Annotated in this window: 26 protein-coding genes; 9 read left to right on the plus strand and 17 right to left on the minus strand. The window is 35.7% G+C overall.

All coding sequences use genetic code 11. The annotated features are described in order from the left end of the window. Positions 1–30: 30 nt before the first annotated feature. The 3 genes from aat to ABXT69_RS08195 are packed head-to-tail and all read right to left on the minus strand — an operon-like array spanning position 31 to position 2,183. Entirely contained in the window at positions 31–690 is a 660-nt protein-coding gene (aat, locus tag ABXT69_RS08185; protein ID WP_416677867.1) for a leucyl/phenylalanyl-tRNA--protein transferase, read from the minus strand. A 3-nt stretch (positions 691–693) separates the two neighbouring features. Continuing rightward, complete coding sequence (gene nudE, locus ABXT69_RS08190; RefSeq protein ID WP_416677869.1) at positions 694–1,239, minus strand: ADP compounds hydrolase NudE; 546 nt, start codon at positions 1,237–1,239, stop codon at positions 694–696. Positions 1,240–1,298: 59 nt separating this feature from the next. Next, positions 1,299–2,183 carry an NAD(P)-dependent oxidoreductase gene (locus ABXT69_RS08195; RefSeq protein ID WP_416677871.1) on the minus strand — a complete coding sequence of 295 codons (885 nt, stop codon included), beginning with the start codon at positions 2,181–2,183 and terminating at the stop codon, positions 1,299–1,301. A 127-nt stretch (positions 2,184–2,310) separates the two neighbouring features. On the opposite strand from ABXT69_RS08195, the gene ABXT69_RS08200 reads away from it, so the two are divergent. Then, positions 2,311–2,934 (plus strand): DNA-3-methyladenine glycosylase family protein, encoded by a 624-nt coding sequence (locus tag ABXT69_RS08200; protein WP_416677873.1) that lies wholly within the window; start codon positions 2,311–2,313, stop codon positions 2,932–2,934. Here ABXT69_RS08200 and leuB read toward each other — a convergent pair. Together leuB and rd are read right to left on the minus strand one after the other, a co-directional pair. Next, entirely contained in the window at positions 2,931–4,004 is a 1,074-nt protein-coding gene (gene leuB, locus ABXT69_RS08205; protein ID WP_416677874.1) for a 3-isopropylmalate dehydrogenase, read from the minus strand. The genes ABXT69_RS08200 and leuB overlap by 4 nt on opposite strands. A gap of 60 nt (positions 4,005–4,064) precedes the next feature. Further along, entirely contained in the window at positions 4,065–4,229 is a 165-nt protein-coding gene (gene rd / locus ABXT69_RS08210) for a rubredoxin (RefSeq protein WP_416677875.1), read from the minus strand. Between the two features lie 160 nt (positions 4,230–4,389). Here rd and cysS point away from each other — a divergent pair, with 160 nt between their 5' ends. The 4 genes from cysS to adk all read left to right on the plus strand — a co-directional run bounded on the left by cysS (position 4,390) and on the right by adk (position 8,614). Continuing rightward, a complete protein-coding gene (cysS, locus tag ABXT69_RS08215; protein ID WP_416677877.1) occupies positions 4,390–5,778 on the plus strand; it encodes a cysteine--tRNA ligase in 1,389 nt (462 codons plus the stop codon). Continuing rightward, positions 5,753–6,439, plus strand: coding sequence for a GMP/IMP nucleotidase (gene yrfG / locus ABXT69_RS08220; protein WP_416677879.1), 687 nt, complete (start codon positions 5,753–5,755; stop codon positions 6,437–6,439). Before cysS ends, yrfG begins: the two co-directional genes overlap by 26 nt. 261 nt (positions 6,440–6,700) lie before the next feature. Beyond that, complete coding sequence (locus ABXT69_RS08225) at positions 6,701–7,945, plus strand: 6-phosphofructokinase (RefSeq protein ID WP_416677880.1); 1,245 nt, start codon at positions 6,701–6,703, stop codon at positions 7,943–7,945. A gap of 15 nt (positions 7,946–7,960) precedes the next feature. Beyond that, positions 7,961–8,614, plus strand: coding sequence for an adenylate kinase (gene adk / locus ABXT69_RS08230; protein WP_416677881.1), 654 nt, complete (start codon positions 7,961–7,963; stop codon positions 8,612–8,614). Positions 8,615–8,625: 11 nt separating this feature from the next. On the opposite strand, the gene lptA is transcribed toward adk, so the two are convergent. Together lptA and lptC are read right to left on the minus strand one after the other, a co-directional pair. After that, entirely contained in the window at positions 8,626–9,111 is a 486-nt protein-coding gene (lptA, locus tag ABXT69_RS08235; protein WP_416677882.1) for a lipopolysaccharide transport periplasmic protein LptA, read from the minus strand. After that, on the minus strand, positions 9,104–10,060 hold the full coding sequence (gene lptC, locus ABXT69_RS08240) for an LPS export ABC transporter periplasmic protein LptC (RefSeq protein WP_416677884.1): 957 nt from the start codon (positions 10,058–10,060) through the stop codon (positions 9,104–9,106). The genes lptA and lptC overlap by 8 nt, the downstream gene beginning before the upstream one ends. Before the next feature lie 3 nt (positions 10,061–10,063). Between lptC and thiE the strand changes: the two genes are divergently transcribed. Further along, on the plus strand, positions 10,064–10,636 hold the full coding sequence (gene thiE, locus ABXT69_RS08245) for a thiamine phosphate synthase (RefSeq protein WP_416677886.1): 573 nt from the start codon (positions 10,064–10,066) through the stop codon (positions 10,634–10,636). Here thiE and cfa read toward each other — a convergent pair. The 9 genes from cfa to ABXT69_RS08290 form a co-directional block, all read right to left on the minus strand. Then, positions 10,602–11,762, minus strand: coding sequence for a cyclopropane fatty acyl phospholipid synthase (gene cfa, locus ABXT69_RS08250; protein ID WP_416677887.1), 1,161 nt, complete (start codon positions 11,760–11,762; stop codon positions 10,602–10,604). The genes thiE and cfa overlap by 35 nt on opposite strands. An 84-nt stretch (positions 11,763–11,846) precedes the next feature. Beyond that, positions 11,847–12,359 carry a disulfide bond formation protein B gene (locus ABXT69_RS08255; protein WP_416677889.1) on the minus strand — a complete coding sequence of 171 codons (513 nt, stop codon included), beginning with the start codon at positions 12,357–12,359 and terminating at the stop codon, positions 11,847–11,849. A 32-nt stretch (positions 12,360–12,391) separates the two neighbouring features. Beyond that, entirely contained in the window at positions 12,392–12,961 is a 570-nt protein-coding gene (locus tag ABXT69_RS08260; protein WP_416677891.1) for an HD domain-containing protein, read from the minus strand. 16 nt (positions 12,962–12,977) lie between these two features. Further along, positions 12,978–13,565: a sarcosine oxidase subunit gamma family protein gene (locus ABXT69_RS08265; protein WP_416677893.1), complete on the minus strand. Its 588-nt coding sequence runs from the start codon at positions 13,563–13,565 to the stop codon at positions 12,978–12,980. Then, positions 13,558–16,578, minus strand: coding sequence for a 2Fe-2S iron-sulfur cluster-binding protein (locus ABXT69_RS08270; protein WP_416677894.1), 3,021 nt, complete (start codon positions 16,576–16,578; stop codon positions 13,558–13,560). The genes ABXT69_RS08265 and ABXT69_RS08270 overlap by 8 nt, the downstream gene beginning before the upstream one ends. Next, positions 16,575–16,859, minus strand: a complete 285-nt coding sequence (locus tag ABXT69_RS08275; protein ID WP_416677895.1) for a sarcosine oxidase subunit delta — start codon at positions 16,857–16,859, stop codon at positions 16,575–16,577. Before ABXT69_RS08275 ends, ABXT69_RS08270 begins: the two co-directional genes overlap by 4 nt. Before the next feature lie 20 nt (positions 16,860–16,879). Next, on the minus strand, positions 16,880–18,130 hold the full coding sequence (locus ABXT69_RS08280; RefSeq protein ID WP_416677897.1) for a sarcosine oxidase subunit beta family protein: 1,251 nt from the start codon (positions 18,128–18,130) through the stop codon (positions 16,880–16,882). Between the two features lie 25 nt (positions 18,131–18,155). Further along, complete coding sequence (locus ABXT69_RS08285) at positions 18,156–19,262, minus strand: 2Fe-2S iron-sulfur cluster-binding protein (protein WP_416677898.1); 1,107 nt, start codon at positions 19,260–19,262, stop codon at positions 18,156–18,158. Positions 19,263–19,376: 114 nt separating this feature from the next. Then, positions 19,377–20,273 carry a DMT family transporter gene (locus tag ABXT69_RS08290; protein ID WP_416677899.1) on the minus strand — a complete coding sequence of 299 codons (897 nt, stop codon included), beginning with the start codon at positions 20,271–20,273 and terminating at the stop codon, positions 19,377–19,379. 179 nt (positions 20,274–20,452) lie between these two features. On the opposite strand from ABXT69_RS08290, the gene ABXT69_RS08295 reads away from it, so the two are divergent. The 3 genes from ABXT69_RS08295 (at position 20,453) to cysQ (ending at position 23,474) form a co-directional block, all read left to right on the plus strand. Next, entirely contained in the window at positions 20,453–21,337 is an 885-nt protein-coding gene (locus tag ABXT69_RS08295; protein ID WP_416677901.1) for a DMT family transporter, read from the plus strand. A 129-nt stretch (positions 21,338–21,466) separates the two neighbouring features. Next, positions 21,467–22,672: an aminopeptidase P family protein gene (locus ABXT69_RS08300; protein ID WP_416677902.1), complete on the plus strand. Its 1,206-nt coding sequence runs from the start codon at positions 21,467–21,469 to the stop codon at positions 22,670–22,672. A gap of 31 nt (positions 22,673–22,703) precedes the next feature. Continuing rightward, positions 22,704–23,474: a 3'(2'),5'-bisphosphate nucleotidase CysQ gene (gene cysQ, locus ABXT69_RS08305; protein ID WP_416677903.1), complete on the plus strand. Its 771-nt coding sequence runs from the start codon at positions 22,704–22,706 to the stop codon at positions 23,472–23,474. Between the two features lie 37 nt (positions 23,475–23,511). Here cysQ and ABXT69_RS08310 read toward each other — a convergent pair whose 3' ends face one another. Next, positions 23,512–24,027, minus strand: a complete 516-nt coding sequence (locus ABXT69_RS08310; RefSeq protein ID WP_416677905.1) for a glycine cleavage system protein R — start codon at positions 24,025–24,027, stop codon at positions 23,512–23,514. Positions 24,028–24,030: the final 3 nt, after the last annotated feature.

Genomic DNA, 24,030 nt, shown 5'->3' on the forward strand with positions numbered 1-24,030 from the left:
ACCTCTGATACTTTCTTTAATACTAGTATTTTACACAAAGGCCTTCAGCTGTTGTATAAACAAATCCCTAGGCATTTTGAATGCACCTAAACTTTCTAAATGATTATTCTCAACTTGACAATCAATTAATTGATATGAGCTCTGTTGAAGTAAGTAAGCAAAAGCAACTTTTGATGCATTACTCACTAATGAGAACATAGACTCACCAAAGAAAACATCTCCCAAAGCAACACCATAAAGCCCACCAACAAGCTCTCCATTTTCATAAACTTCGTATGAATGGGCGTGGCCAGACTCATGAAGTTTACAATAAGCCTCAATCATTTCATCATTTATCCATGTACCAGATTGTCCTTGTCGCGCTATTTTTTGACATTGAACTATGACATTTTTAAAGGCGGTATTAATACAAACCTCAAATTTAGAAGATTGAATGACTCTCTTCAAGCTCTTTGAAAGATGAAATTTTTCAGGTGTAATAACCATTCTTGGGTCAGGCGAATACCAAAGTATAGGTTCATCCTTGCCATACCAAGGAAAGATTCCTAATGAATAAGCTTTCAGTAATCTTTCAACGGACAAATTACCACCAATTGCAATGAGTCCATTAGGCTCTGTTAGTGCAAGACTTAGTTTTGGAAATTCAGAGTTGTTTTCATCAAGCCAAAAAGAAAGTGGTATTTCGCTCACCCTTTATCGACCTCGAATAATCTCTCTTGCCATATACAAAGCAAGTATGCTTCGTGCTTCCGTTAAATCTTCATTATAGGTAAGCGTTTCTAGTTCAGATAGCTTATGAGGAACTATCTCTAGTGGTTCTGGCTCATCTCCTTCAGCCGACTCCTCATAAAGATCTTCAGCAAGAACAATATGAGTTGCATTTGATTGATAGCCTGGAGCAAGCGTAATGGTTTTCAGAAAAGTAAGCTTACGAGCACCATAACCAATCTCTTCTTTTAACTCTCTTCCAGCAGCTTCTATAGGAGTTTCGCCCTTATCAATCTTGCCTTTTGTCAGGCCTAGCTCATAGCGCTCAGTTCCACCAGAAAATTCATAAATCATTAGAACAGTATCATCATCAAGCATTGGAATTACCAAAACAGCTCCATTTCCTCTGGACATCAATCTTTCATAAACTCGAGTCGCTCCATTTGAAAATTCAACGTCCATGGACTCAAGATTAAAAATTCGACTCTGTGCAACAGTGTGAATATTCGTTAGTTTGGGCTTTTTTCGCATCCTAATATTATGCCATTGGTTGAGCGGTATTTTTTAGTAACAAAGAAAAAATCAAGTAATTATTTATTCAATTGATCAAACAACATTAGAGCTGAAGTATCACTATATGTATGACCTTTATCCATTAAGTTAACATATCGATCATAAACTTCCTTGGTAAACCCTAGATTTGCATTATTGGAGCTCGATTGATCTATGCAATAACCCAAGTCTTTTACCATCCACTTAATAGCAAACCCAAAATCAAACTCTCTTTGATGCATTGTTTCAGCTCGATTTACCATTTGCCAAGATTGCGCTGCTCCTCCAGAGATTGCTGATAACAAACTATTCATATCAAGATTTTCAGCTTCTGCAAATAATAAGCCTTCAGACAAGCCTTGCAGTAAACCTGCAATACAAATCTGGTTTACCATTTTAGCAAGCTGCCCTTTTCCAGATTCTCCCATATAAGTAACATTTTTTGAATAGGTATTTATCAACTCTTCTGACGCATCAAGGACTTCTTTACTTCCCCCAGCCATCACACTAAGAACTCCATTAACTGCTCCTGCCTCTCCGCCACTAACTGGGGCATCTATAAATGACACTTCTTTTGTAGCTAAGGACTCATTTAAGTGCTTGGCTAATTTATAAGAGGTTGTAGTATGGTCAATAAAGATTGATCCTTTTTTAAGGTGGGTAATCATCCCTTGTTCAGCAAATACAATCTCCATCATGTCTTCGTCTCTTCCAGTGCATGTAACAACAAAGTCGGCATCCATTACTGCCTCTTTAATTGAGGTGGAAACCTCACCCTCATACTCCTGACTCCATGCTGCAGCCTTTTGAGAAGAGCGGTTAAATACTTTTAAGTTAAATAAATTTGACTGAGATAGATGACCAGCCATTGGATAGCCCATAGTTCCAAGACCAATAAACGCTACATTTTTTTTTATACTCATTAGATTCCTTAATTACTGGTTAATGTTATAAATCAGATTATATGATACTGCGTTTTAAACATATAATCAGTTATAGTAAATATTTATCAAATAAAATTCTTTTAATATCAATCACCCTATTTTTTTTATGACAAACCCAGATTATTGGCAAGATTCACTCAACTATTTAACTAAGACTGATAAAGCTCTTGGAAATATTATTAGCCAATTCAAAGACTACTCTATTTCATCTCGAGGAGAAGCTTATGAAACCTTACTTCGCTCAATAGTTGGTCAACAAATATCTATTCAAGCAGCGTCAAGTGTTTGGAATAAAATAGTTGAATTAGTTAAAACTATTGAGCCCAATAAGGTTCTGTTAACAAGTAGAGAAAATTTAAAGCTATGCGGCTTGTCCAAGCAAAAAATACAATATATTTATAACATTTCTGAACATTTTATTGCTAACAATATTGAGAATAATGCATATTGGGAAGGACGAAGTTATTTTAGTATCTATGAAGAGCTCATCACTATTAAAGGTATTGGCCCATGGACTGCAGAAATGTTTGGCATGTTTCACTTGCTAGAAAAAGATATTTTTCCACTGAAAGATGTTGGGGTTATAAGGGCTATGAACCAACTCTACAATAACGGCAAAAAACTTGATATAGATAAAATTATAGAAATTTCAGATACATGGCGCCCCTACAGATCGGTTGCCTGTTGGTTTTTATGGCGATCTATTGATAGTGAAGAGGTGCTCTACTAAGACTCTAAAGCCATAACAATTAAATCACCCATCTCCTCAGTTCCAACAACTTTATCTCCTGCTGCAGAAATATCTTTGGTTCTATAACCTTTATCCAGTACTTCACTAACAGCTAAATTAATTTTATCAGCGAGCTCCACTTGATTAAGTGAATACCTGAGCATCATTGAAACAGATAATATAGTTGCTAGTGGATTGGCAATATCTTTTCCAGCAATATCCGGTGCTGAGCCATGGATAGGCTCATACATTCCAAAATTATTCTTATCAAGAGAAGCAGATGGAAGCATGCCAATTGACCCAGTGAGCATTGCAGCACAATCAGACAAAACATCCCCAAAAAGATTACTTGTAACCATAACGTCAAATTGCTTGGGATCTCTTACAAGTTGCATTGCTGCATTATCGACATACATATGGGAAAGAGTTACCTCTGGATAGCTTGAAGAAACTTCTTCCATGACTTCTCTCCAAAGCTCAGAAACTTCAAGAACATTTGCCTTATCTACAGAGCAAACTCGCTTTCCTCTTTTTTGAGCGATTTGAAAAGCAGAGTGTCCAATACGGGCTATTTCAGATTCATAGTAGGTCGCTGAGTTAATCCCAAAGCGCTCTCCATCTCTGATTTCTATTCCCCTTGGCTTACCAAAATAAATACCACCAACCAGCTCACGCACAATCATTAAGTCCAAACCCGATACAATTTCAGTTTTAAGGCTCGATGCACTCGCTAACTGTGGATAGAGAATTGCAGGCCTTAAATTAGAAAATAAATCAAGTTCAGATCGAATACCTAATAGCCCACGCTCTGGCCTTAAATCTCTTTCTAATGCCTCCCATTTTGGCCCTCCAACTGCGCCTAATAGAATTGAGTCGCAACTCTTAGCTGTCTTGATAGTTTCATCAGGAAGAGGTGATCCAGTTTCATCATATGCGATTCCGCCTATCAGCCCATTAACCAGAGTCATCCCCATTTCATTGTTAGAATTTAATGAATTAATGACTTTGACCGCTTGATCAACAATTTCTGTACCTATTCCATCACCAGGGAGAATTAATATTTTTGACATATTTGATTTGAAGTTAAAACTTTAATTAATTTATTTTACGCTTGCTCAATTGCATTGAATTTAAATTTCCACCATATCAAAGTCTTCCTTACCAGAGCCACAAAGTGGGCAAACCCAATCATTAGGTATATCTTCCCATCTAGTACCAGGACTGATCCCTTCATCAGGAACTCCTATACTTTCATCGTAAATCCAGCCACACATATTACATTTATATTTTTTCATAATAATTTTAGAAGAGCTGTAAAGACAGCTAGGCAAGGCTTAGCTAATAAAAAATTAAAAAATAATTATACATTTTTTAATTCATTAATTGATAATCATAGTTAGAACAAATATAACTGGTATTAGTATTAATTAAGATAATCCAGTATAAAATATCTTAATGCTCAAAATTTATAATACGCTTACTAATCAAAAAGAAGACTTTCGTCCAATAGACCCAAACAATATTGGAATATATGTTTGTGGAATGACTGTTTATGATTTTTGTCATATGGGACATGCTAGAGTCCTAGTTATGTTTGATGTCATTACGCGTCATATGAGACGAAACTACCCAAACGTTCAATACATAAGAAATATTACTGATATTGATGACAAAATTATTAGTCGAGCCATAGAAAATAATGAGGATATCTACTCTCTGACAAATCGATTTATCGATGCTATGCATGAGGATGAAAAAGCGCTAGGAGTTCTCAGTCCTGATATTGAACCTCGCGCTACTGACTCAATCGATCAAATGATAGATATGATTGAATTACTTTCAAAGAAAGGGCTTGCTTACCAAGGCAAAAATGGTGATGTTTTTTATTCTGTTAGAAAATTTAAGGATTATGGCAAGCTTTCTGGGAAAAATTTAGACGATTTGGTAGCTGGTGCTCGAGTAGATATTGAAAGTAATAAACAAGATCCTCTTGATTTTGTTCTCTGGAAAAAAGCAAAACCAAGTGAGCCCAAATGGTCTTCACCATGGGGAGAAGGAAGACCAGGTTGGCATATAGAATGCTCAGCAATGTCGACTCACTTTATATCAAATCATTTTGATATTCATGGTGGCGGAATGGACTTAACATTTCCTCATCATGAAAATGAAATAGCCCAATCAGAGGGTGCTAATAATTGCAAATTTGTCAACACTTGGATGCACGTTGGATTCGTTAATATTAATGACGAAAAAATGAGTAAGTCACTTAAAAATTTCTTTACTATTCGTGGTGTTTTAGATAAATATGATGGTGAGACTCTTCGATATTTTCTTATAAGTAGTCATTATCGCTCCCCACTAAATTTTAGCGACACGAATATTGAAAGTGCAAAATCTGCATTAAAAAGACTTTATACTGCAATGAAAGGCTTCTCCTATAGTAAAAAAATAGACGCTCAAGTAGGCAATACTTTTGATTATGAAGACAGATTTAATGCCGCATTAAATGATGACTTTAATACTCCTATTGCATTAAGTGTTTTATTTGAAATTGCTAAGCAAGTAAATATTGAGCGCTTAAAGGATTCTGAGCATGCTGCATCTTTAGCTCAATTACTTAAAAAATTAGGTAACTACCTAGGTATTCTTGAATATGATTCTGAGGCTTACCTCCAGCAAGGCTCAGAAGTATCAGAGGCTGAAGTTTCCATAAAAATAAATCAGAGGGAAGAGGCTAGAGCCTCAAAAAACTTTGCAATGTCTGATCAAATTCGTGATGAACTTTTAACACTTGGTATTATTCTTGAAGATAGTATAGATGGCACATCCTGGCGAAGAAAATAAACTAAATTCCTACGTTGATTGGAGTCAAATTGATACCATTTTGCTTGATCTAGATGGGACACTCTTAGATTTAAACTTCGATCTGCATTTTTGGCTTAAATACCTTCCAAACGTTTATTCTGAAAAGCACAATACTAGCTTTGAGGATTCAAAAAATATAATACTTTCAATGCTTGATTCTCAAGAAGGTAAATTAACTTGGTATTGTCTAGATTATTGGGAAGAAAAACTGGATTTTGATATCATGAAATTAAAAGGTGATATTGCTCACTTAATTCAAGTTCATAATCATGTTATAAATTTCCTTATTACAGCAAGATCGAAAGAAAAACGTATTTACTTAGTAACTAATGCTCATCGAAAAGGTATTGCGCTAAAAATGCAAATGTCAAAACTGGAAGGCTACTTTGATAAAATTATCTCTTCACATGACTTTGGAGTTATAAAGCAAGAGCAACAATTTTGGGAGCAGCTGAGTACTGTAATAGACTTTGACAATGAAAGAACAATTTTTTTTGATGACTCACTAGATGTTTTAGAGTCAGCTTCAACATTTAAAATTAAGAATATAATTGCAATAAATAAACCAAGCAGTATGATTGATAAAAAAATAGTTCCCGGCTTTATAAATATTGAGAGTTTTCTTGAAGTAATGCCATAGAAAGTATTATTAGCAACTTGCAAATTATTAATGAAACAAATTGACACAAATTCTTAATTTGTCCTCTATAAAATTATATTGCTTTAAAAATACTTAATATTAATATAATTAAACTGCACTATAGAATTATTGAAGGCTATATTTACTTCAAATGATATACTTCTATGTAGTTTGAAGAGAAATTTATAAGTGGGCTGATTAGGGCAGTGCCCTTAAATTTATCTCCTTTTTATTTTAACTACAAACTAACAATAAAATATTATGAAAAATGCTTTTTATGCTCAATCTGGAGGAGTCACTGCAGTAATAAATGCTTCGGCTAGTGGCGTTATTGAAACAGCTCGTAAACACCCAGATAAAATTGGCACCGTATATGCAGGTGAGAATGGAATCATTGGAGCCTTAACTGAGAATTTGATTGATACGTCAGTTGAAACTGATGCAGATATAGCAGCACTAATTCACACTCCTTCAGGTGCTTTTGGATCTTGTCGCTATAAAATGAAGTCGCTTGAAGCAAATAGAGCAGAATATGAACGCCTAATTGAGGTTTTTAAGGCTCATAACATTGGTTATTTTTTTTATAATGGTGGAGGCGACTCGGCAGATACCTGCCTAAAGGTATCTCAGCTCTCAGAAAGTATGGGGTATCCGATTCAAGCGATTCATATTCCTAAAACTGTTGATAACGATCTTCCTGTTACTGATAATTGCCCTGGTTTTGGCTCGGTAGCTAAGTATATTGCAGTCTCTACCATGGAGGCCAGTTTTGATGTCGCATCAATGGCTGCTACGTCAACAAAGATTTTTGTACTTGAGGTTATGGGACGTCATGCTGGGTGGATAGCAGCCGCTGGGGGGCTTGTTGACTCGTCAATACCCGTTGTAATTCTTTTTCCAGAAATTGACTTCATTGAAGAGAAATTCCTAGAAAAAGTAGATATGAATGTAAAAGAGTTTGGCTACTGCACTATTGTCGTTTCAGAAGGAACAAAATGGCCTAATGGAAAATTTTTAGCTGAACAAGGAACGCGTGATGACTTTGGACATGCTCAATTAGGCGGCGCAGCACCAGTTGTTGCAAATATAGTAAAAAAAGCCTTAGGTTATAAATTCCACTGGGCAGTAGCTGACTATCTCCAGCGATCAGCCCGTCACTTGGCCTCGAATTCAGATGTGGAGCAAGCTTATGCTCTTGGTAAGGCTGCAGTTGAAATGGCATTAGATGGTAAGAACTCCATTATGCCTTCAATTGTCAGGTTATCTAATAACCCCTATAGATGGGAAATAGGTTATGGCGAATTAAAAGACATTGCTAACGTCGAAAAAATGATGCCAGAAAATTATATTTCAGAAGATGGGTTTTCAATTACTAAATCATGTCGTGAATATTTGCTTCCACTTATTGAAGGTGAGAACTATCCACCGTATAATAATGGGTTACCCGATTATGTCATAATGCAAAAATCAAAAGTTAAGAAAAAATTACCTCCTTTTGAAGTTTAACTAAAAAGTGTCCATATGAATGTTATTTTATTAGGGCCGCCTGGTGCTGGAAAAGGCACTCAAGCAGCTCATATATGTGAAAAATTTAATATCCCCCAGATTTCTACGGGTGACATGCTGCGGGCAGCAGTAAATGCAGGAACTTCTATTGGACTCGAAGCAAAAAAAACTATAGATGCAGGAAACCTTGTCCCTGATGAGATAATTATTGCTTTGGTTAAAGAAAGAGTTCAATCAAAAGATTGTAGTAATGGCTATTTACTTGATGGATTTCCTAGAACCATTAATCAAGCTGATGCTCTTAAATTACAAGGCATTAAGATTGACTATGTTGTTGAGGTTAAAGTTCCAGACGATGACATAGTAGTTAGAATGTCTGGTCGCCGCGTTCATTTACCTTCAGGAAGAACATATCATATTGCCTTCAACCCGCCAACATTAAAAGGCAAGGATAACTTAACTGGTGAAGATTTAATTCAGCGGGTTGATGATGATGAAACTATTGTTAGAGGACGTTTAAAAATTTACCACAAACAAACTGAGCCACTTGTTAAATACTATCGTGATGATGCAAAAATTGCTGCTTCAGGCTCAAAGTTTATCGCTATAAGTGGAGTTGGCTCACTTGATGAAGTCAAAAACAGAATTACATCAGCTCTAATTAGTTAAATTATAGTTTTTTAAAGATCGATTTTAAACTTTACTCTTTTAGTCCCATCCTCTGAGCCTTTAACAATAACTTTATCATTATTAATGTCATAGGTTAATGTGTCACCACTAAACGAGTCAAATCCTTGAATTAAGTAGGCATTCCCAACCAAAAAAATCATGCCTTCATTCACATCATAGGTAATCAATGTTGCAGTTGCCTCTATAAAGCGCGCCTGATTTTCTTGACTTTGAATATACTTAGCAGGATTATCAACTGTGCCAGTTGCTTTCATTGTTTCAACGCCATCGGTGTTAGTTTGAACCTGGATAAGCTCTGCAGTCATCAAGAGTGAACCCTGCCTAACTTCAGCATTTCCACTAAACTCATTGAAACCCAATATCTCATCAACTATGACAGATTCAGCTTCAATTTCTATGGGTTGCTTTGCATCTTCTGGGAGCGCAAAGACAAAAGTCGTAAAAAAAATGGAAATTAATAAAATAATTTTATTCATAAACAGCTTCAACTCTATTCATTAATTTAAGTTTCTTTGTAAAAGTATCATAATGCATTTTTTTTGCCTTTATGTCAACAATATTTGATTTATAGTGAGAAGGCGAGTTTGATTTGATTACTTCACCATCTTTTGACTGATCAATTACAACATTAGAACTCTTAAGAATACCTCCAGGACCACTCACAACCTCTACTTTTCCTAACAGATTAATTAGCTTTATATTCATATCCATATCAATTCCATTTTCTGAATTAGCAATAGTATCTTTTGAGCGATAAACAGTTTTTTCTTTACTTTTATATATTTTTTCACCTGCATTGTGACTAATATATAGGTTTTTTGTATCAACCGTCATACCAGAATCTTCAAAAATTTTAACATTGCCACTTAAATACATCGTATCACTATCAATATTCATTTCCATTCCCTCAGAAATGATTCTTACTGCCTCACCCAAATATGTGACCTCTTTATTACTTTTGATTTGTCCATTATCACTGAGAACTATTAAGGACTCAGTATCAAGTTCATGTGAAATTCCAGTCATAGTTTGAATTTTGACCTCACCATTAAAAAATATTTCACCCGATTTAAGAATTTCAGCACGATTTGATGTTAATAGAAGCCCTTGTTTTTGAGCTGCATTAAATGTCTTAACTTGAACTTCAATCAACTCAATTGGAGAATTTTCAAAACTATAGTAGGTTCGAGCATTTATAGTATGCAAAAGAACTAATTCTTTTGAATACTCCTTAAGAAAGAAATTATCTATTTTTTCCAGATAAGCAGTTTCTTTAGTTTTTTCAGAAGTTAAAAGCGATTGTTCTGAAACTTTTTGAAACACCAAAAGCTTTAGAAAATTATCTTGAAATACCCATAAGATAGCTGCCAAGACTATAATGAATACTATAAATGATTGAATTTTCTTAGTTTGAAAAAGAGCCATGATATGTTAAATCAAAGAATAAAAGGTCTGTACGGAATCACACCGGACAAAGACTTGAATATTGCCCTTATTGAGAATGCAATTAAAAAACATAAAGTAAATATTCTCCAATACCGCCGTAAAATCCAAGACGAAAAACGTAAGCTAGATGAAGCAACACAGTTGCTTGAAGTATGCCTACAACATAATACTTTATTTATAGTCAATGATGATGTCAACCTTTGTAAGAAAATTGGTGCTGATGGAGTTCACTTGGGGCAAAATGATGATGATGTGTCTTCTGCAAGACATCTGCTTGGCAATAAATTTATTATTGGTGTTTCATGCCATAATGATCTTGAACTTGCTCTAGAAGCTGAAAAGAATGGTGCAAATTATATTGCTTTAGGGGCTGTTTTTAAATCTAAGACTAAACCAAATGCTGCTTATTGCTCACTCTCAACGATTCAAAATATTAAAAGCAATATCAATATTCCTATTGTTGGTATAGGGGGAATTACTTTTGAAAATCAACAAAGTGTCCTTGATGCGGGATGTAACTCTATTGCAATGATAGAGAGTCTTTTTGGTCATTAAATCTAGAATTATTTTTGTAATTATAGCCACCTTTTAAGCCTTTTTTTGAAAGTACAAACTGCCATAAGTGGTTTTTTCTAGAGCGAAAAGAAGCTGCACACATTAGCAAATAGTACTCCCACATCCTCTTAAATCTTTCATCATATACTTCAGTTAATTTATCAAAATTTTTTTGAAACTTTTCATTCCATGCCATTAATGTTGGATCATAATCTTGTCCAAAATTATGCCAATCCTCTATAACAAAAAAACCTTCGATAGATTTGCAAATTTGACTGGAAGAGGGAGACATTCCATTTGGAAAAATATACTTATTAATCCATGGATCCGTTGCACGCCCTGGGTTGTTTCTTCCAATAGTGTGTAATAAAAACAACCCATCATCCTTTAAGCATCTGTTTACAACTTTCATGTAATTTCTATAGTTTTTATACCCCACATGTTCAAACATTCCTATTGACACTATACAATCATATTTTTTTTTAAGTTCACGGTAATCTTTTAATTCGAACGATACATCAAGGCCATCGCAAGATTTTTTTGCATAACTTACTTGTTCTTTTGAGATAGTTACCCCATGCACACTTACTCCATAATTTTCAGCGGCATATTTTGCAAAACTACCCCATCCACAACCAATTTCCAGAACACTCATCCCAGGCTTAAGGTGAAGTTTTCTGCAAATTAAATCTAATTTATTGATTTGAGCTTGCTCCAAATTCTCTGCCCTCCTCCAATAGCCACATGAGTAATTCATTCTTTCATCGAGCATTAATGAAAATAAATGATTGCCAATATCATAATGCTCTGTTCCAACTATATAAGCTCTTTTTGTTGTTTGGGCATTGAAAAAGTAGGCTCTAACTACATTCATTAAAAAATAAGGGTTGGTTATTTTGACTTGCTTATCTATTCGTGCACTCAGCAGCTTATCTCCGAATTGATCTAATGATTCACAATCCCACCATCCATCCATATAACTCTCACCAAGCGCTAAAGACCCTCCACTTAAAACGCGAGCATAAAATAAATTATTATTAATTTGAGGGTCCCACGAGCGTGGCCCATTGATTTGAATATCAGCGGAATTAAATAGTTTGTCTACTGTTTTTTTAAAATCAGTCAAATATTCAGATACTTCTGTTTTCTATCAAAATATAATCTTACCACAGAATTAATTATTTTGGAAATTGTGAAATAACTTTGAAATTTAATTTGAAAAATTTGTCCTTAATAGAGCAAAAAGACTAAGAGCGACAATAACTATAAAAAAGATTAAGGACCAGCCTGCCATACTCAAACCTAAAAATTGCCATGGTATTTCAGCACAATTACCATCACCCATAAATAACGCATTTAAAACATCGGCAAATGGAAACACATCAATAATGTATTCAAGCGGAGGACCACAAAGCGGAACCTCATCTTCAGGAAGTCCTTGCAACCAAACCTGGCGACCAGAAATCCATACACCAGCAATAGCAAAAAGAGCTATAAAAAAAGAATACAGTTTTCTGGCACGACTATGCGGATTATGCAAAAATGCTACAAATGAACTAACCCCAATCAAGCAATAAAAAAACTGCTGAGTTATGCATAGCGTGCAAGCCTCTAGACCTAGAACCTTCATACTATAAGCTGCATAACCAAGCAATGAGCCTACTAGTATAAAAATAATTAGGTGTATTTGTCTTGGTAGAAGTTGAAGTAAAAAAGTATTCATTCTATTAAATTAATTTGAATTATGATTAGTTATCATACAAGTTTTTCAGGCTCATTGAACTTGGGACTTGAAAAAAAATCATTGATCATGGGAATAAAAAAGTCTAGAGGCTTTGTCTCATAATTTGGATCAAAACAATTCTGATCATATTCATGACAAAACTTTATAGCATCTTGATACCAAGGACTATTAATAAATAATTCTCTAGCATTTCTATCTCCACCTGAATGATGTGCATAGTAGTACATCTGAAAGACACCATGATGTTTTACAATCCAATAAGTCTTTTCTGATACAAAAGGTCGAAGGATTGCTGCTGCCATTTCTGAATGTGAATATGGAGCTAGACCATCTCCAATATCATGAAATAAAATCGCTATTACTATTTCCAAATCTTCCCCAGCAAAGTGGGCTCTTGTAGCACCTTGTAAACTGTGCTCAAGTCTACTAATTTGATAACCAGAAAAACTTGAATTAAGTAATCTCAGTGAAGCAATCAATCGCTTTGGAAGATCTAAATTAAATTCATCTTCAAGGTCATTTAGAAAAGCATACTCTTCAGCAGTTCCATTCTCCATACTTTTAAAACTAACCTTTTCCATAATAAATTATTCTTCCTTATATTCTTTTTGCACTATCCTTTAATAATCCAGCAACATAATGAGAAAACGAGTGTCTAACCATCATCAATAAATTTCCCTCAATATTTCGATAAATACAAACTGGTGCTTGCCCACATGTTGTTGATACAACTTTTCCTATAGTCAAGAAACCCTCTAAATCATAACTCATCCATCTAGACAATAAGGTGTTTACATTATTTCCTGAAAACTCCAGAATACCATAAGCTCCAGAACTATCTGTCGTAGTCATTCCTTTAGGGAGTAATTTAAACTTTTCAAGAAGTTGATCTTTATTATTTCTATTATGCAGCAACCAAATTTCATCTGGGCTTATCCATAGAAAACTATCACCATTGTCATTGAGGCTTACAGATAAAGATTTAGGTGACTCTGCATTAAAAATGTCTTTAATACTATTAGCATTTTTTTTATGATCTTTTGATGTTCTTATAACCATTAAAGATAAATCTATAATCTCACGGCAAACTAGGTCATCCTGATTAATAAGAAAACCATCCTGATCCAAAACAGGTTGAAAAGTTGTTCTAAATTCCGGAATATTGTTTTCTACTAAACTACTCATTACCATCCACCTTTTCACCTTTAATATCATAAAAAACACTACTAGAAACTTCACAAGGGATTTCCTTTAAACCTTGTTTCTCTTGAACAATTTTAACTAATACTATTTCAGTCATTTTTGAAAGGCCACCCTTAAGTTGGGCCATTGCAATTGACCTTCTAAGTATGGGGCTAAAATAACTGGAGGTCACATAACCTATGGAACTTCCTTTATTATTAATTATGTGAGAACCTTCTGGAAGCACAACATGGGTATCTTTTGTTAATAGACCTACTAGTTGAAAGCGATCATCAGAATTGAGTGCAGAAATACTAAAAGAACGACGGCCAATGTAAGAAAAAGGTTTATCTTTTGCAAGGATCCACTTCATATTGACATCCATTGGCGTCATTGAACCATCAGTGTCTTGACCAACAATAATATAACCTTTCTCCGCGCGAAGTATGTGCATTGATTCAGTTCCATAAGGCGTTATATTCCATGGCTTTCCAGCCAATGCAACCTCATCCCAAATATACCGACCATAATTAGCTTCAATATTAATTTCATAAGCAAGTTCGCCAGAAAAACTAATCCTCATAATCCTTGCTTCTACACCACATACTGTTCCAGGTCGCCACTGCATAAATTTAAAATTATCACGCTCAAAGTCAATGTCTTGGCATAGAACTTTCATCAAGTTACGAGCATTGGGTCCAACAACTGCGACGGTTGCAAATTGGTCTGTAACACTACTAAGGTGAACATCTAATTCGCTCCATTCAGTTTGAAGCCACATCTCTAGAGCAGAGTAAACGCTTGCAGCACCCCCAGTTGTCGTAGTCATAATAAAATGATTATCATTTATACAGGTTGAAACACCATCATCAATGATCATTCCTTTCTCATTACACATAAGCCCATAACGACAGCTTCCTGGAGCAAGCTTCATCCAAGCATTGGTATAAACTCTGGATAAAAATTCTCTAGCATCTTTCCCTTGAACATCAATTTTTCCAAGAGTTGATGCATCCATCATTCCAAGTGAAGTTCTAACAGCAAGACACTCTCTATTAACTGCTTGATGAATATCTTCTCCACCCTTTGGATAATACCAAGGTCGATACCACTGGCCTACAACCTCGAACTCTGCTCCACTTTCTAAATGAGAGTCGTGGATTGTTGTATACCGTTGGGGATCAAAAAAACCTCCCACTTCCCTGCCTGCCATAGCGCCAAAATCAACTCCAGTATAAGCTGGACGAAATGTAGTTGTTCCAACTTCAGACAAAGGAACATCTAGGAACTGGGCTGCAACAGCGATACCATTGATATTACCAGTTTTACCTTGATCAGTTCCAAATCCCATAGCAGTGTAACGCTTAATGTGTTCAATCGAGCGATACCCTTCCCTAATTGCCAGAGCAACGTCTAAAGTAGTCACATCATTTTGCATATCAATAAACACTTTTGGCCTATTCAGAATTTCTATTGGCACAAAAAATTGACTAGTATTGTAGTAATCTAAATAATTTTCACTCATGGTATCTTGAGTAGATTTCTTAATTTCTTCCAAAGATAAAAGAGTCAATTGAGCTTTATTTTTTGCATCAATTACAGCATCCTGCCAAAATCCAATGGCGCTAATTGAGCCACACACTTGTCTATTTTTTCGCTCCTTTTGTGGCAAAAAAGCTTGGGAATCTTCATCAAAAAAAGTTTTTGCGCCACAATGACAGTCAAGGTGGACCACAGGATTAAAGCCACCTGATGTTGCCAATAAGTCACAATTTAATCTTTTTGAAGGACTAGTAAGCCTCCACTTCTTGCCTTGCATTTCAACCGAAGAAACCTCAATACCTTTTACAAGATTTGTTCCGTGTGCTTTTAGTACAGCATAACCCTGGAGAACTTCAATGCCTAATTTTTTTGCCTTTAAAACAGTTTCACTCTCAACACCAGATGGTCTAATATCAATGACCTTACAGTTAATCTCATTATTATTGATGTCAATTGCTGTGCTGTAGATGCTGTCATTATTGCCATACAAAATAACATCTTTGCCCGAAATTACACCAAACTCATTAAGATAACGCCTAACAGACTGACTCAACATTATATTTGCCAAATCATTCGTTTCAAATAACATAGGGCGCTCATGAGCACCAGTTGCCAATATAACTTCTTTAGCTCTTATCTTATGAAGCACTTTCCTAGCAGATTGTGTACCTTCTGATATTAATGACTCACCAGTAGCATTAGTTTGCAATACCTCTATATAGTTATGGTCATACCAAGCATAGGCTGTTGATCGGGAGAGTAATTTCAAACGACTATTAGCTACATTTTTAAATTCAAGTAACTTATTAAGATTATCATAATGCCAACTAATGGCATTATCATCACTTTTAAATTCATTAAATAACTCCCCACCTAAATGTGCTCGCTCATCAACCAATATAACCCTTGTTGTTTTAGAGTTATTGAGAATTTCTAATGCAGCAGTTATTCCTGCTACGCCACCTCCAACAACAAGGACCTCAGTATGATGGAAAATATGATCATAAACATCCTTATCTTTTTCAGTAGGTGCTTTTGAAAAGCCTGCAAGTGATCTTAAGCTATCTTCAACCATTGCCCATACCTTTTGCTTTATAAAGGTTTTATAATAAAAACCTGCTGGCATAAATCGATGCAATGGTTTAATTAAAGCGCGAAAATCAATTGAATTTGGATTACTAGAGCTCACTGCACTTAAGCCATCATAAAGCATAACTTCAGTTGCCTTCAAATTAGGCGTATAGCGCTCACCAATTTCTAGTGAAACAAGTGCGTTAGGCTCTTCAACACCTGAACCCATTAAGCCACGCTTACGTCCATACTTAAAGCTTCTAGCAAAGAACAGAACGTCATTTGCTATTAATGCAGAAGCTAAGGTATCTCCCTTATACCCCTTATAGGATTTGTTATTAAATATAAAGCTTAGAGCTTCAGATTGATCTATAAAGTCACTCTTATGATTCTTTAATCTCATGATGGATTCTCGCTCATTACCTCTCCAAATGCCGCAACCTCAAGAATTTCATGGCTAATCGTAGATCTTTTAACTAAGAAATATTTACGACATCCATTAGTATGGACCCACTGCTCCCAGTGATCTCCTTTGTGATTAGTGCGATAAAATACATAATCAGCCCACTCATCATCACTAAGCTCTTCAGGATTTTGAGGTCTGGCAATGAAAGCCTCTCCAGCAGGAGAAAATTCATTTTGATCTCTCGATTCTTTACAATATGGACAATCTATCAAAAACATAATATTACCTTTATATATAACTAATGTGCAACTCCTGCTGCACCGTGCTCGTCAATAAGAGCTCCACTTGTAAAACGATCAATATGAAATGGAACTGCTAACTCATGCTGCTTATCTTGGGCAATAGTGTGAGCAAAAACATTTCCAGAGCCTGGAGTCGCTTTAAAGCCTCCAGTTCCCCAGCCACAGTTAAAGTAAAGCCCTTCAACTTTTGTTGGACTAATTACAGGACAAGCATCAGGGCAAACATCAACTATGCCTCCCCATTGACGGTTCATACGAACTCTCGAAAAAATTGGAAACAATTCAAGTATTGCAGCAGCGCAATGTTCTACTATCTTTGCACTACCTCTTTGAGCATATGAGTTGTAACCATCAATACCAGCTCCAATAACTAAATCTCCCTTATCGCTTTGGCTTACGTAACCATGAACAGCGTTAGACATTACTACCGTATGAAGAATTGGTTTCATAGCTTCAGACACAAATGCTTGAAGAGGGTGGCTTTCAACTGGCAATCTTAATCTCGCCATTTTTGCAACAACTGAAGAGTGCCCTGCACTTACGCAGCCAACTCGATCTGCCATAATATCACCCAGTGTTGTCTTAACGCCTTTTACTCTTCCTTCTTCAACCTCGATGTCAATAACCTCACAATTTTGTATAATGTCAACTCCAAGATTTGAAGCGGCCCTGGCAAAACCCCAAGCAACACCATCATGCCTAGCAACGCCAGCACGTGCCTGGAAAGATGCTCCCATAATTGGGTATCTTGCATTTTTAGAAGTATTAATAATTGGAATTTGTTCTTTTATCTCCTTGTGGTCAACTACTACGGCATCAACACCATTGAGCACATTAGCATTTACTCTTCGCTCAATATCTCTCATATCTTGCAGAGTGTGCCCAAGGTTGTATACTCCTCTCTGACTAAACATAACATTGAAGTTTAGATCCTCACTAAGCCCCTCCCAAAGTCTCATGGAGTGCTCATAAAGACTAGAGGCCTCATCTCTTAAATAGTTTGAACGAATAATAGTGGTATTTCTGCCAGTATTTCCACCACCAATATAGCCTTTTTCAAGAACCGCTACATTTGTAATACCGCACTCTTTAGCTAAATAATAAGCTGTAGCTAGTCCATGGCCACCACCACCAATAATAATAACATCGTACTTAGATTTAGGTTTTGATAATGGGATCGCTTGATCCCATTCTTGATTGCCTAATCCAGCCTTAAATAACGAATACCAAGAATATTTTTTTTGCATAATAATTTAAGCTCAAACAATAAAACTATAAATCAAGAACTACGTCACTTGTGGGATAAGAACAACAAGTAAGTATGTAACCCTCTTCCTCATGAGACTTTAAAAGCCCGCCCTGAGAATCCATCTCAACTGTACCTTCTATCATCTTGGTACGACATGTTCCACATAGCCCCATAGAGCAAGCAAAAGGAACTGTAATGCCTTGTTTTTGAATTGAAACCAATATACTCGAATTACTGCCACAAGACACCACCTTATCACTCTTCGACAGGGTGACATTATATTCATTTATTCCACTATCTGGAACTTTATGTTCTGGCAATTCCAGATTAACTGCCATATTACTTTGAGCAGTTGAACTCTCAATATCAAAGCTCTCTTGATGATAAGCAGACATATCAAAATTGCTCGATTCTAAAATCTTTTTTGCATTTTGCATATAAGGTTCTGGCCCACAACAATATACCTCTCTATCAATGAAATCTGGCACAAGCTCTAAAAGCAGTTCAGAACTTAAAAATCCACTAGGTCCCTCCCAGTTTGCATCTGGTTTATCACATATAAAATGCCTTTTAAAGTTAGTCTGATGAAGTTCATAAAACTCAAGCTCTTCTTTTGAAATTAGGTCTTTGGGAGATTGTGCATTATGGATAAAGACTAAATCAACATTTATAGATAAATCAATAAAATATCTTGTCATTGAGAGCATTGGGGTAATACCACTTCCACCTGACATGAGTAAAATTTTGGGCCTAGGCTGATCAAGGGCAACACTAAAAGACCCTCCAATATTAAGGGCATCAATGCAATCACCAACCTTCAAACTGTCATGCATCCAGTTTGTAACGACCCCATCTTGCATCCTTTTATTGGTAATGGTAATTGTGTGGGGTCTCGTTGGACTGGAGGCAATGGTATAAGTTCTCATTACCTCAATACCATCTATATTTAAAAATAGAGTTGTATGCTGTCCTGGCAAAAACTGAAACCATGCATCCTTCTTGGATTTAAAAGTAAAACTCTTAACATTGTGAGTTTCATTTTTAATCTCAATACACTCTAGAGGTGAAAGGTCTCCCACCCATCGATCAAGATTTTCAATATTTATATTAGGAAAAATTAATTCACTCATCTTACTTCAACTCAATATTTAAATAATTATTTACAATTTTATCATTGCCTTATAAGGTTGTATAAATAACAAAAGAAAAACAAACTGTTTTTAAAACCCAATTAAAAAATTACCCTAAGGCATAGGAATTATATGTTTTTTTCTAGCATTCATTCCCTGAAAAATAATCGCCATAAATATAGCGCAACCGCCAATTAAAGTGTTTGTACTCGGAACCTCGTGAATGCCGAATATTGGAAGCCATGCCCAAAAAATACCCAAAACAACCTCAAGTAATGAAAGCATTACAAGCTCACCACTAGGCAAATATTTTGCCCCTAAGCCATATAATATAAGGCCAACTCCAACTACTAAGCCATGCATCATACTAATTCCAATATTGGCTGAGGCCATTTCAAAACTACTTCCACTTACTAGAATTAAAATTGTTGCCCATAACATGCAAAAAAAGCCAGCAAGGGCAGGCGTTAATAATTTAGGCACTTCAGGATTTTTTCGAATTGTAATTGTGTATATTGCAAAACCCAAAGCTACAAAGAAACCATAAACAACGCCTAATAAAGTAGTTGATTTTTCAGTATCCCAAACCATAATTGTAATTCCAGCAGCAACAATTAACATATTTATAAAAGTGATAGGGCTCAACCTTTCACCTAAAATAAGGTAGCCTAAAAACGCAGAAAGAACTGGGGACAGCGCAAGCATTAATAGAGTAATAGCTACTGTTGTTGTTGTTAATGCATAAATCCATCCAAAAAATGTAAATGACATTACAACGCTTCCGACCAAACTCCAGGAGTCAATCCTCTTAAACGTAAGAAAAAAATCTTTGCCTTCTCTAAATGCTACATAAATGAGAATCACCGATGTGATTATTAAACCCCTATAAAGTAGATATTGAAGTCTATAGTTTTCAGCATCTTCTAGTAGGCGTACAAGTGGCGCACCAAAACTCCAGATGATTCCGCTGATAACGACTAATAAAAATCCAAGAAAATATCTATTCTGCATGAAACCCCTATTAAACATAATGATTGACATTAATTATTTGCGCATTGTGTTCTTAAAATATATATCTGTCAATCATTTTTTTATGTACCAAGTTGAAACATTTAGCCTACTTATATTATTTGTTCAAAAAAATAAGTAGATTCAAATCATAGTAGCAGTTAAAATTCAACTTTAGCCCTATGGATCAAAGAAAAATCATGGAAAACTTGAGAGGTATTTTATTCATGATTCTTGCTATGGCAGGGTTTGCATTTGAAGATTTATTTATCAAAATGCTATCGGCTCATTTTCCAATATCAGAAGTAATAATAATTCTTGGCTTTACTGGAAGCATGGTCTTTCTAATTATTGCACTTCTTCAGCGTGCACCAATTTTTCATAAAGAGCTATTAAACAAGCATGTAATAATTCGCACAATTTGTGAGCTTCTGGGAGCGGTATTTTTTGTTACAGCAATTGCCTTAACGCCACTTTCATCTGCCACAGCAATCCTGCAAATAACGCCATTACTAGTAACCATTGGAGCTGTCATATTTTTTAGGGAAAAAGTAGGATGGAGGCGCTGGACTGCAGTATTTATTGGCTTCATGGGTGTGTTACTGATTGTGCGTCCTGGCTTTGAAGGTTTTATGCCAGCATCAATCTTTGCACTGCTTGGATCTTTATTTTTAGCTGCCAGAGATCTAGCTACTCGCGCAATGCAAGTTAAGCTTCCTTCAGTTACGATTGCCTTATATGCCTTTATAGCTTTTGGGATTTCAGGTATTTTGATTATTCCATTCAACTCACCAATGATAATTCCAACATTAAATCAAATTATTTATTTTATTGGAGCGTCTACCTTTGGAGTAATTGCTTATTATTCACTTGTTATTTCTTCTCGGATTGGCGAAATGTCAGTTATATCCCCATTTCGATATTCAAGAATAGTATTTGCAATGCTTCTTGCAATCATAATTCTTGGGGAGAGGCCAGATAGCCTTACCCTTATTGGAGCAACAATTGTTGTAGCTTCAGGATTTTATACATTCATACGTGAAACAGTTTTAAATAAACCGCAATGAGATTAAAGTTTTAGATCATGGCGCTAACTTCCTTTGAAAGAAACTAAAAAAATATATATTAAAAAAGCTTGCTATACTAAAGGTAATTGATTAACATCCGCACAAATTAACTCATGCACAGGAGTCGCTATGAATATGCCAAGAACAATACTTATACCAAATGGTGATAATATAGTTCATACATTCAGTGATAAGGAATTCCAAAACCGTCAAGAACGCCTTAGAAGTCATATGGCACAAAATAATATTGATAGTGTAATTTTTACATCTATTCATAGTATTAATTATTACAGTGACTTCCTCTATTGTTCTTTTGGGAGACCTTACGCGCTTGTTGTGACTCAGGATAAAGCAACAACAGTAACTGCAAATATTGATGGTGGTCAACCTTGGCGCCGAACTTTTGGTGAAAACCTAGTCTACACGGACTGGCAAAAAGATAGTTTCTTTTATGCCCTGCAGCAGCTTGTAAATAACGGCAATAAAATTGGCATAGAACATGACCATATAACTAAAGAGCGTTTAGATAAGCTTCAAGGTGCATTTAACAAATCAAAATTTATTGATATTTCAGTTGATTGCATGAAGATGCGCTCTATCAAATCAGATGAAGAAATTGCTCATATTATTCAGGGGGCAAATGTTTGTGATATAGGTGGGGCAGCACTAGTGGAGGCGATTAAAGAAGGTGCGCCAGAACATGAGGTAGCTCTTCACTCAACGCAGGCTATGGTCAGAGAGATTGCTAAGCGCTTTCCAAACTCAGAGCTAATGGACACCTGGACTTGGTTTCAATCTGGCATTAATACTGATGGCGCGCACAACCCCGTGACTACTAGGAAAGTTCAAAAAGGTGATATTCTTAGTCTTAATTGTTTTTCAATGATTGCAGGCTACTATGTTGCACTCGAAAGAACATTATTTTATGATCATGTTGATGACGAATCCCTGAGATTGTGGGAAATTAATGTAAAGGTACATGAGGAAGGAATGAAACTTATCAAGCCAGGAGTTGCATGCAAAGACATCGCACTTGAACTGAATAAAATTTTTGAAGAGTATGGCTTACTTGAAAGCAGAACTTTTGGATATGGTCATTCATTTGGAGTTTTGTCTCACTACTATGGCCGTGAAGCTGGAGTTGAGCTAAGAGAGGATATAGATACAGTGCTGCAAAAAAATATGGTTGTTTCTATGGAGCCTATGATTATGATTCCAGGAAGTCAGCCTGGTGCTGGTGGTTATCGTGAACATGATGTTATGGTATTAACTGAAGATAGCGCCTATGACATAACTAAATTTCCATTTGGCCCAGAGCATAATATTATTGCTTAGTAGTTTTAATAAAGCTCTAAAACTCAGATAAATGGATACTATTGATTATTCTTACCTACTACAAGAGTTGCAGATAGCGGCTCGAGAAGCTGGCAATGAGATTATGAAAATCTATGCCAATTCAATAAAGATCGACTTCAAAGAAGATGGGTCGCCCGTAACCCTTGCAGATCAAGCTGCCGAGCATGTAATTCTTAAAAAACTTAAAGAGATTACCCCAGAGATCCTAATTATCTCAGAAGAAGACTCAAAAAGTCATAGTTCAAAAGCTACGAATCAGTTTTTTCTCATAGATCCACTTGATGGCACAAAAGAGTTCCTTAAAAAAGATGGCTTAGGTTCATTTACTGTAAATATTGGACTTATTGAAAATGGCATTCCAACTTTAGGGGTTGTTTATGCACCTGCACTTAACAGGATGTTTTTTGCATCAGTTACAACTGGCGCTTTCGAAGAATCAAATGACTTAATTAGGCCTATAACTATTCGAGAATTACCTCAATCTGGAGCTGTTGCTGTAGCGAGTGTTTCTCATCGTGACGAATTAACAAATACTTGGTTAAATGATCATAAAATTAAGAATACAACATCCATTGGGTCTTCATTAAAATTTTGTTTAGTTGCCTGTGGTGAGGCTGATGTCTATCCTCGATTTGGTCCAACTATGGAATGGGACACTGCTGCTGGAGATGCTGTATTGAGATGTGCAGGTGGCTCAGTTAAGCATCCAAATGATAAGCCGTTTAACTATGGAAAGTCTAATTATAGAAATGGTCCATTTATTGCTTATGGAAGTTTCTAGATCAAAAGAAATAATAACTCTTACTAATTAAACCATCCTAACTTTCGTAAGAATATATCTCTACCATCATCTCGTCTGCAATTAGCTCAAGCTTATCTCTAATAAGGTTTTCGTCAAGGGAGACTGGCAAATGAAGAGTAATTTGTGCTTTGAAAAGCTGCTCTCCAGACATAGAGGCATCAATTATCTCGGTATTTAACTCCTCTACATTTGCTTGCAAATCATCTGCTAGAACATGAGATAGTTTATTGATAATGCCAACATGATTTTGACCAATAAGTTCAATGTTATAACTCTTTACATTAGATTGTTTTAATGGAGAAGTTTCTTCGCATGCTATTTGCAATCCTAAAGACGATGAAACCAACTCTTTACTTAATTGAGTAGCATTTTTGGATGGCACATTAACCTTCAGAATTCCTGCAAACTTTCCTTCAAAGCTGGACATATTACTCTCAATCCAGTCACCATTATTGGCCACAATAATCTTTGAAAGACCGTCAATAAGGCCAGGTTTATCGTCACCTAAAACACTAATCAAAAATGATGTCATAAA

This window comes from Candidatus Pseudothioglobus sp. Uisw_016, from assembly GCF_048087635.1.
Taxonomy (GTDB): Bacteria; Pseudomonadota; Gammaproteobacteria; order PS1; family Pseudothioglobaceae; genus Pseudothioglobus.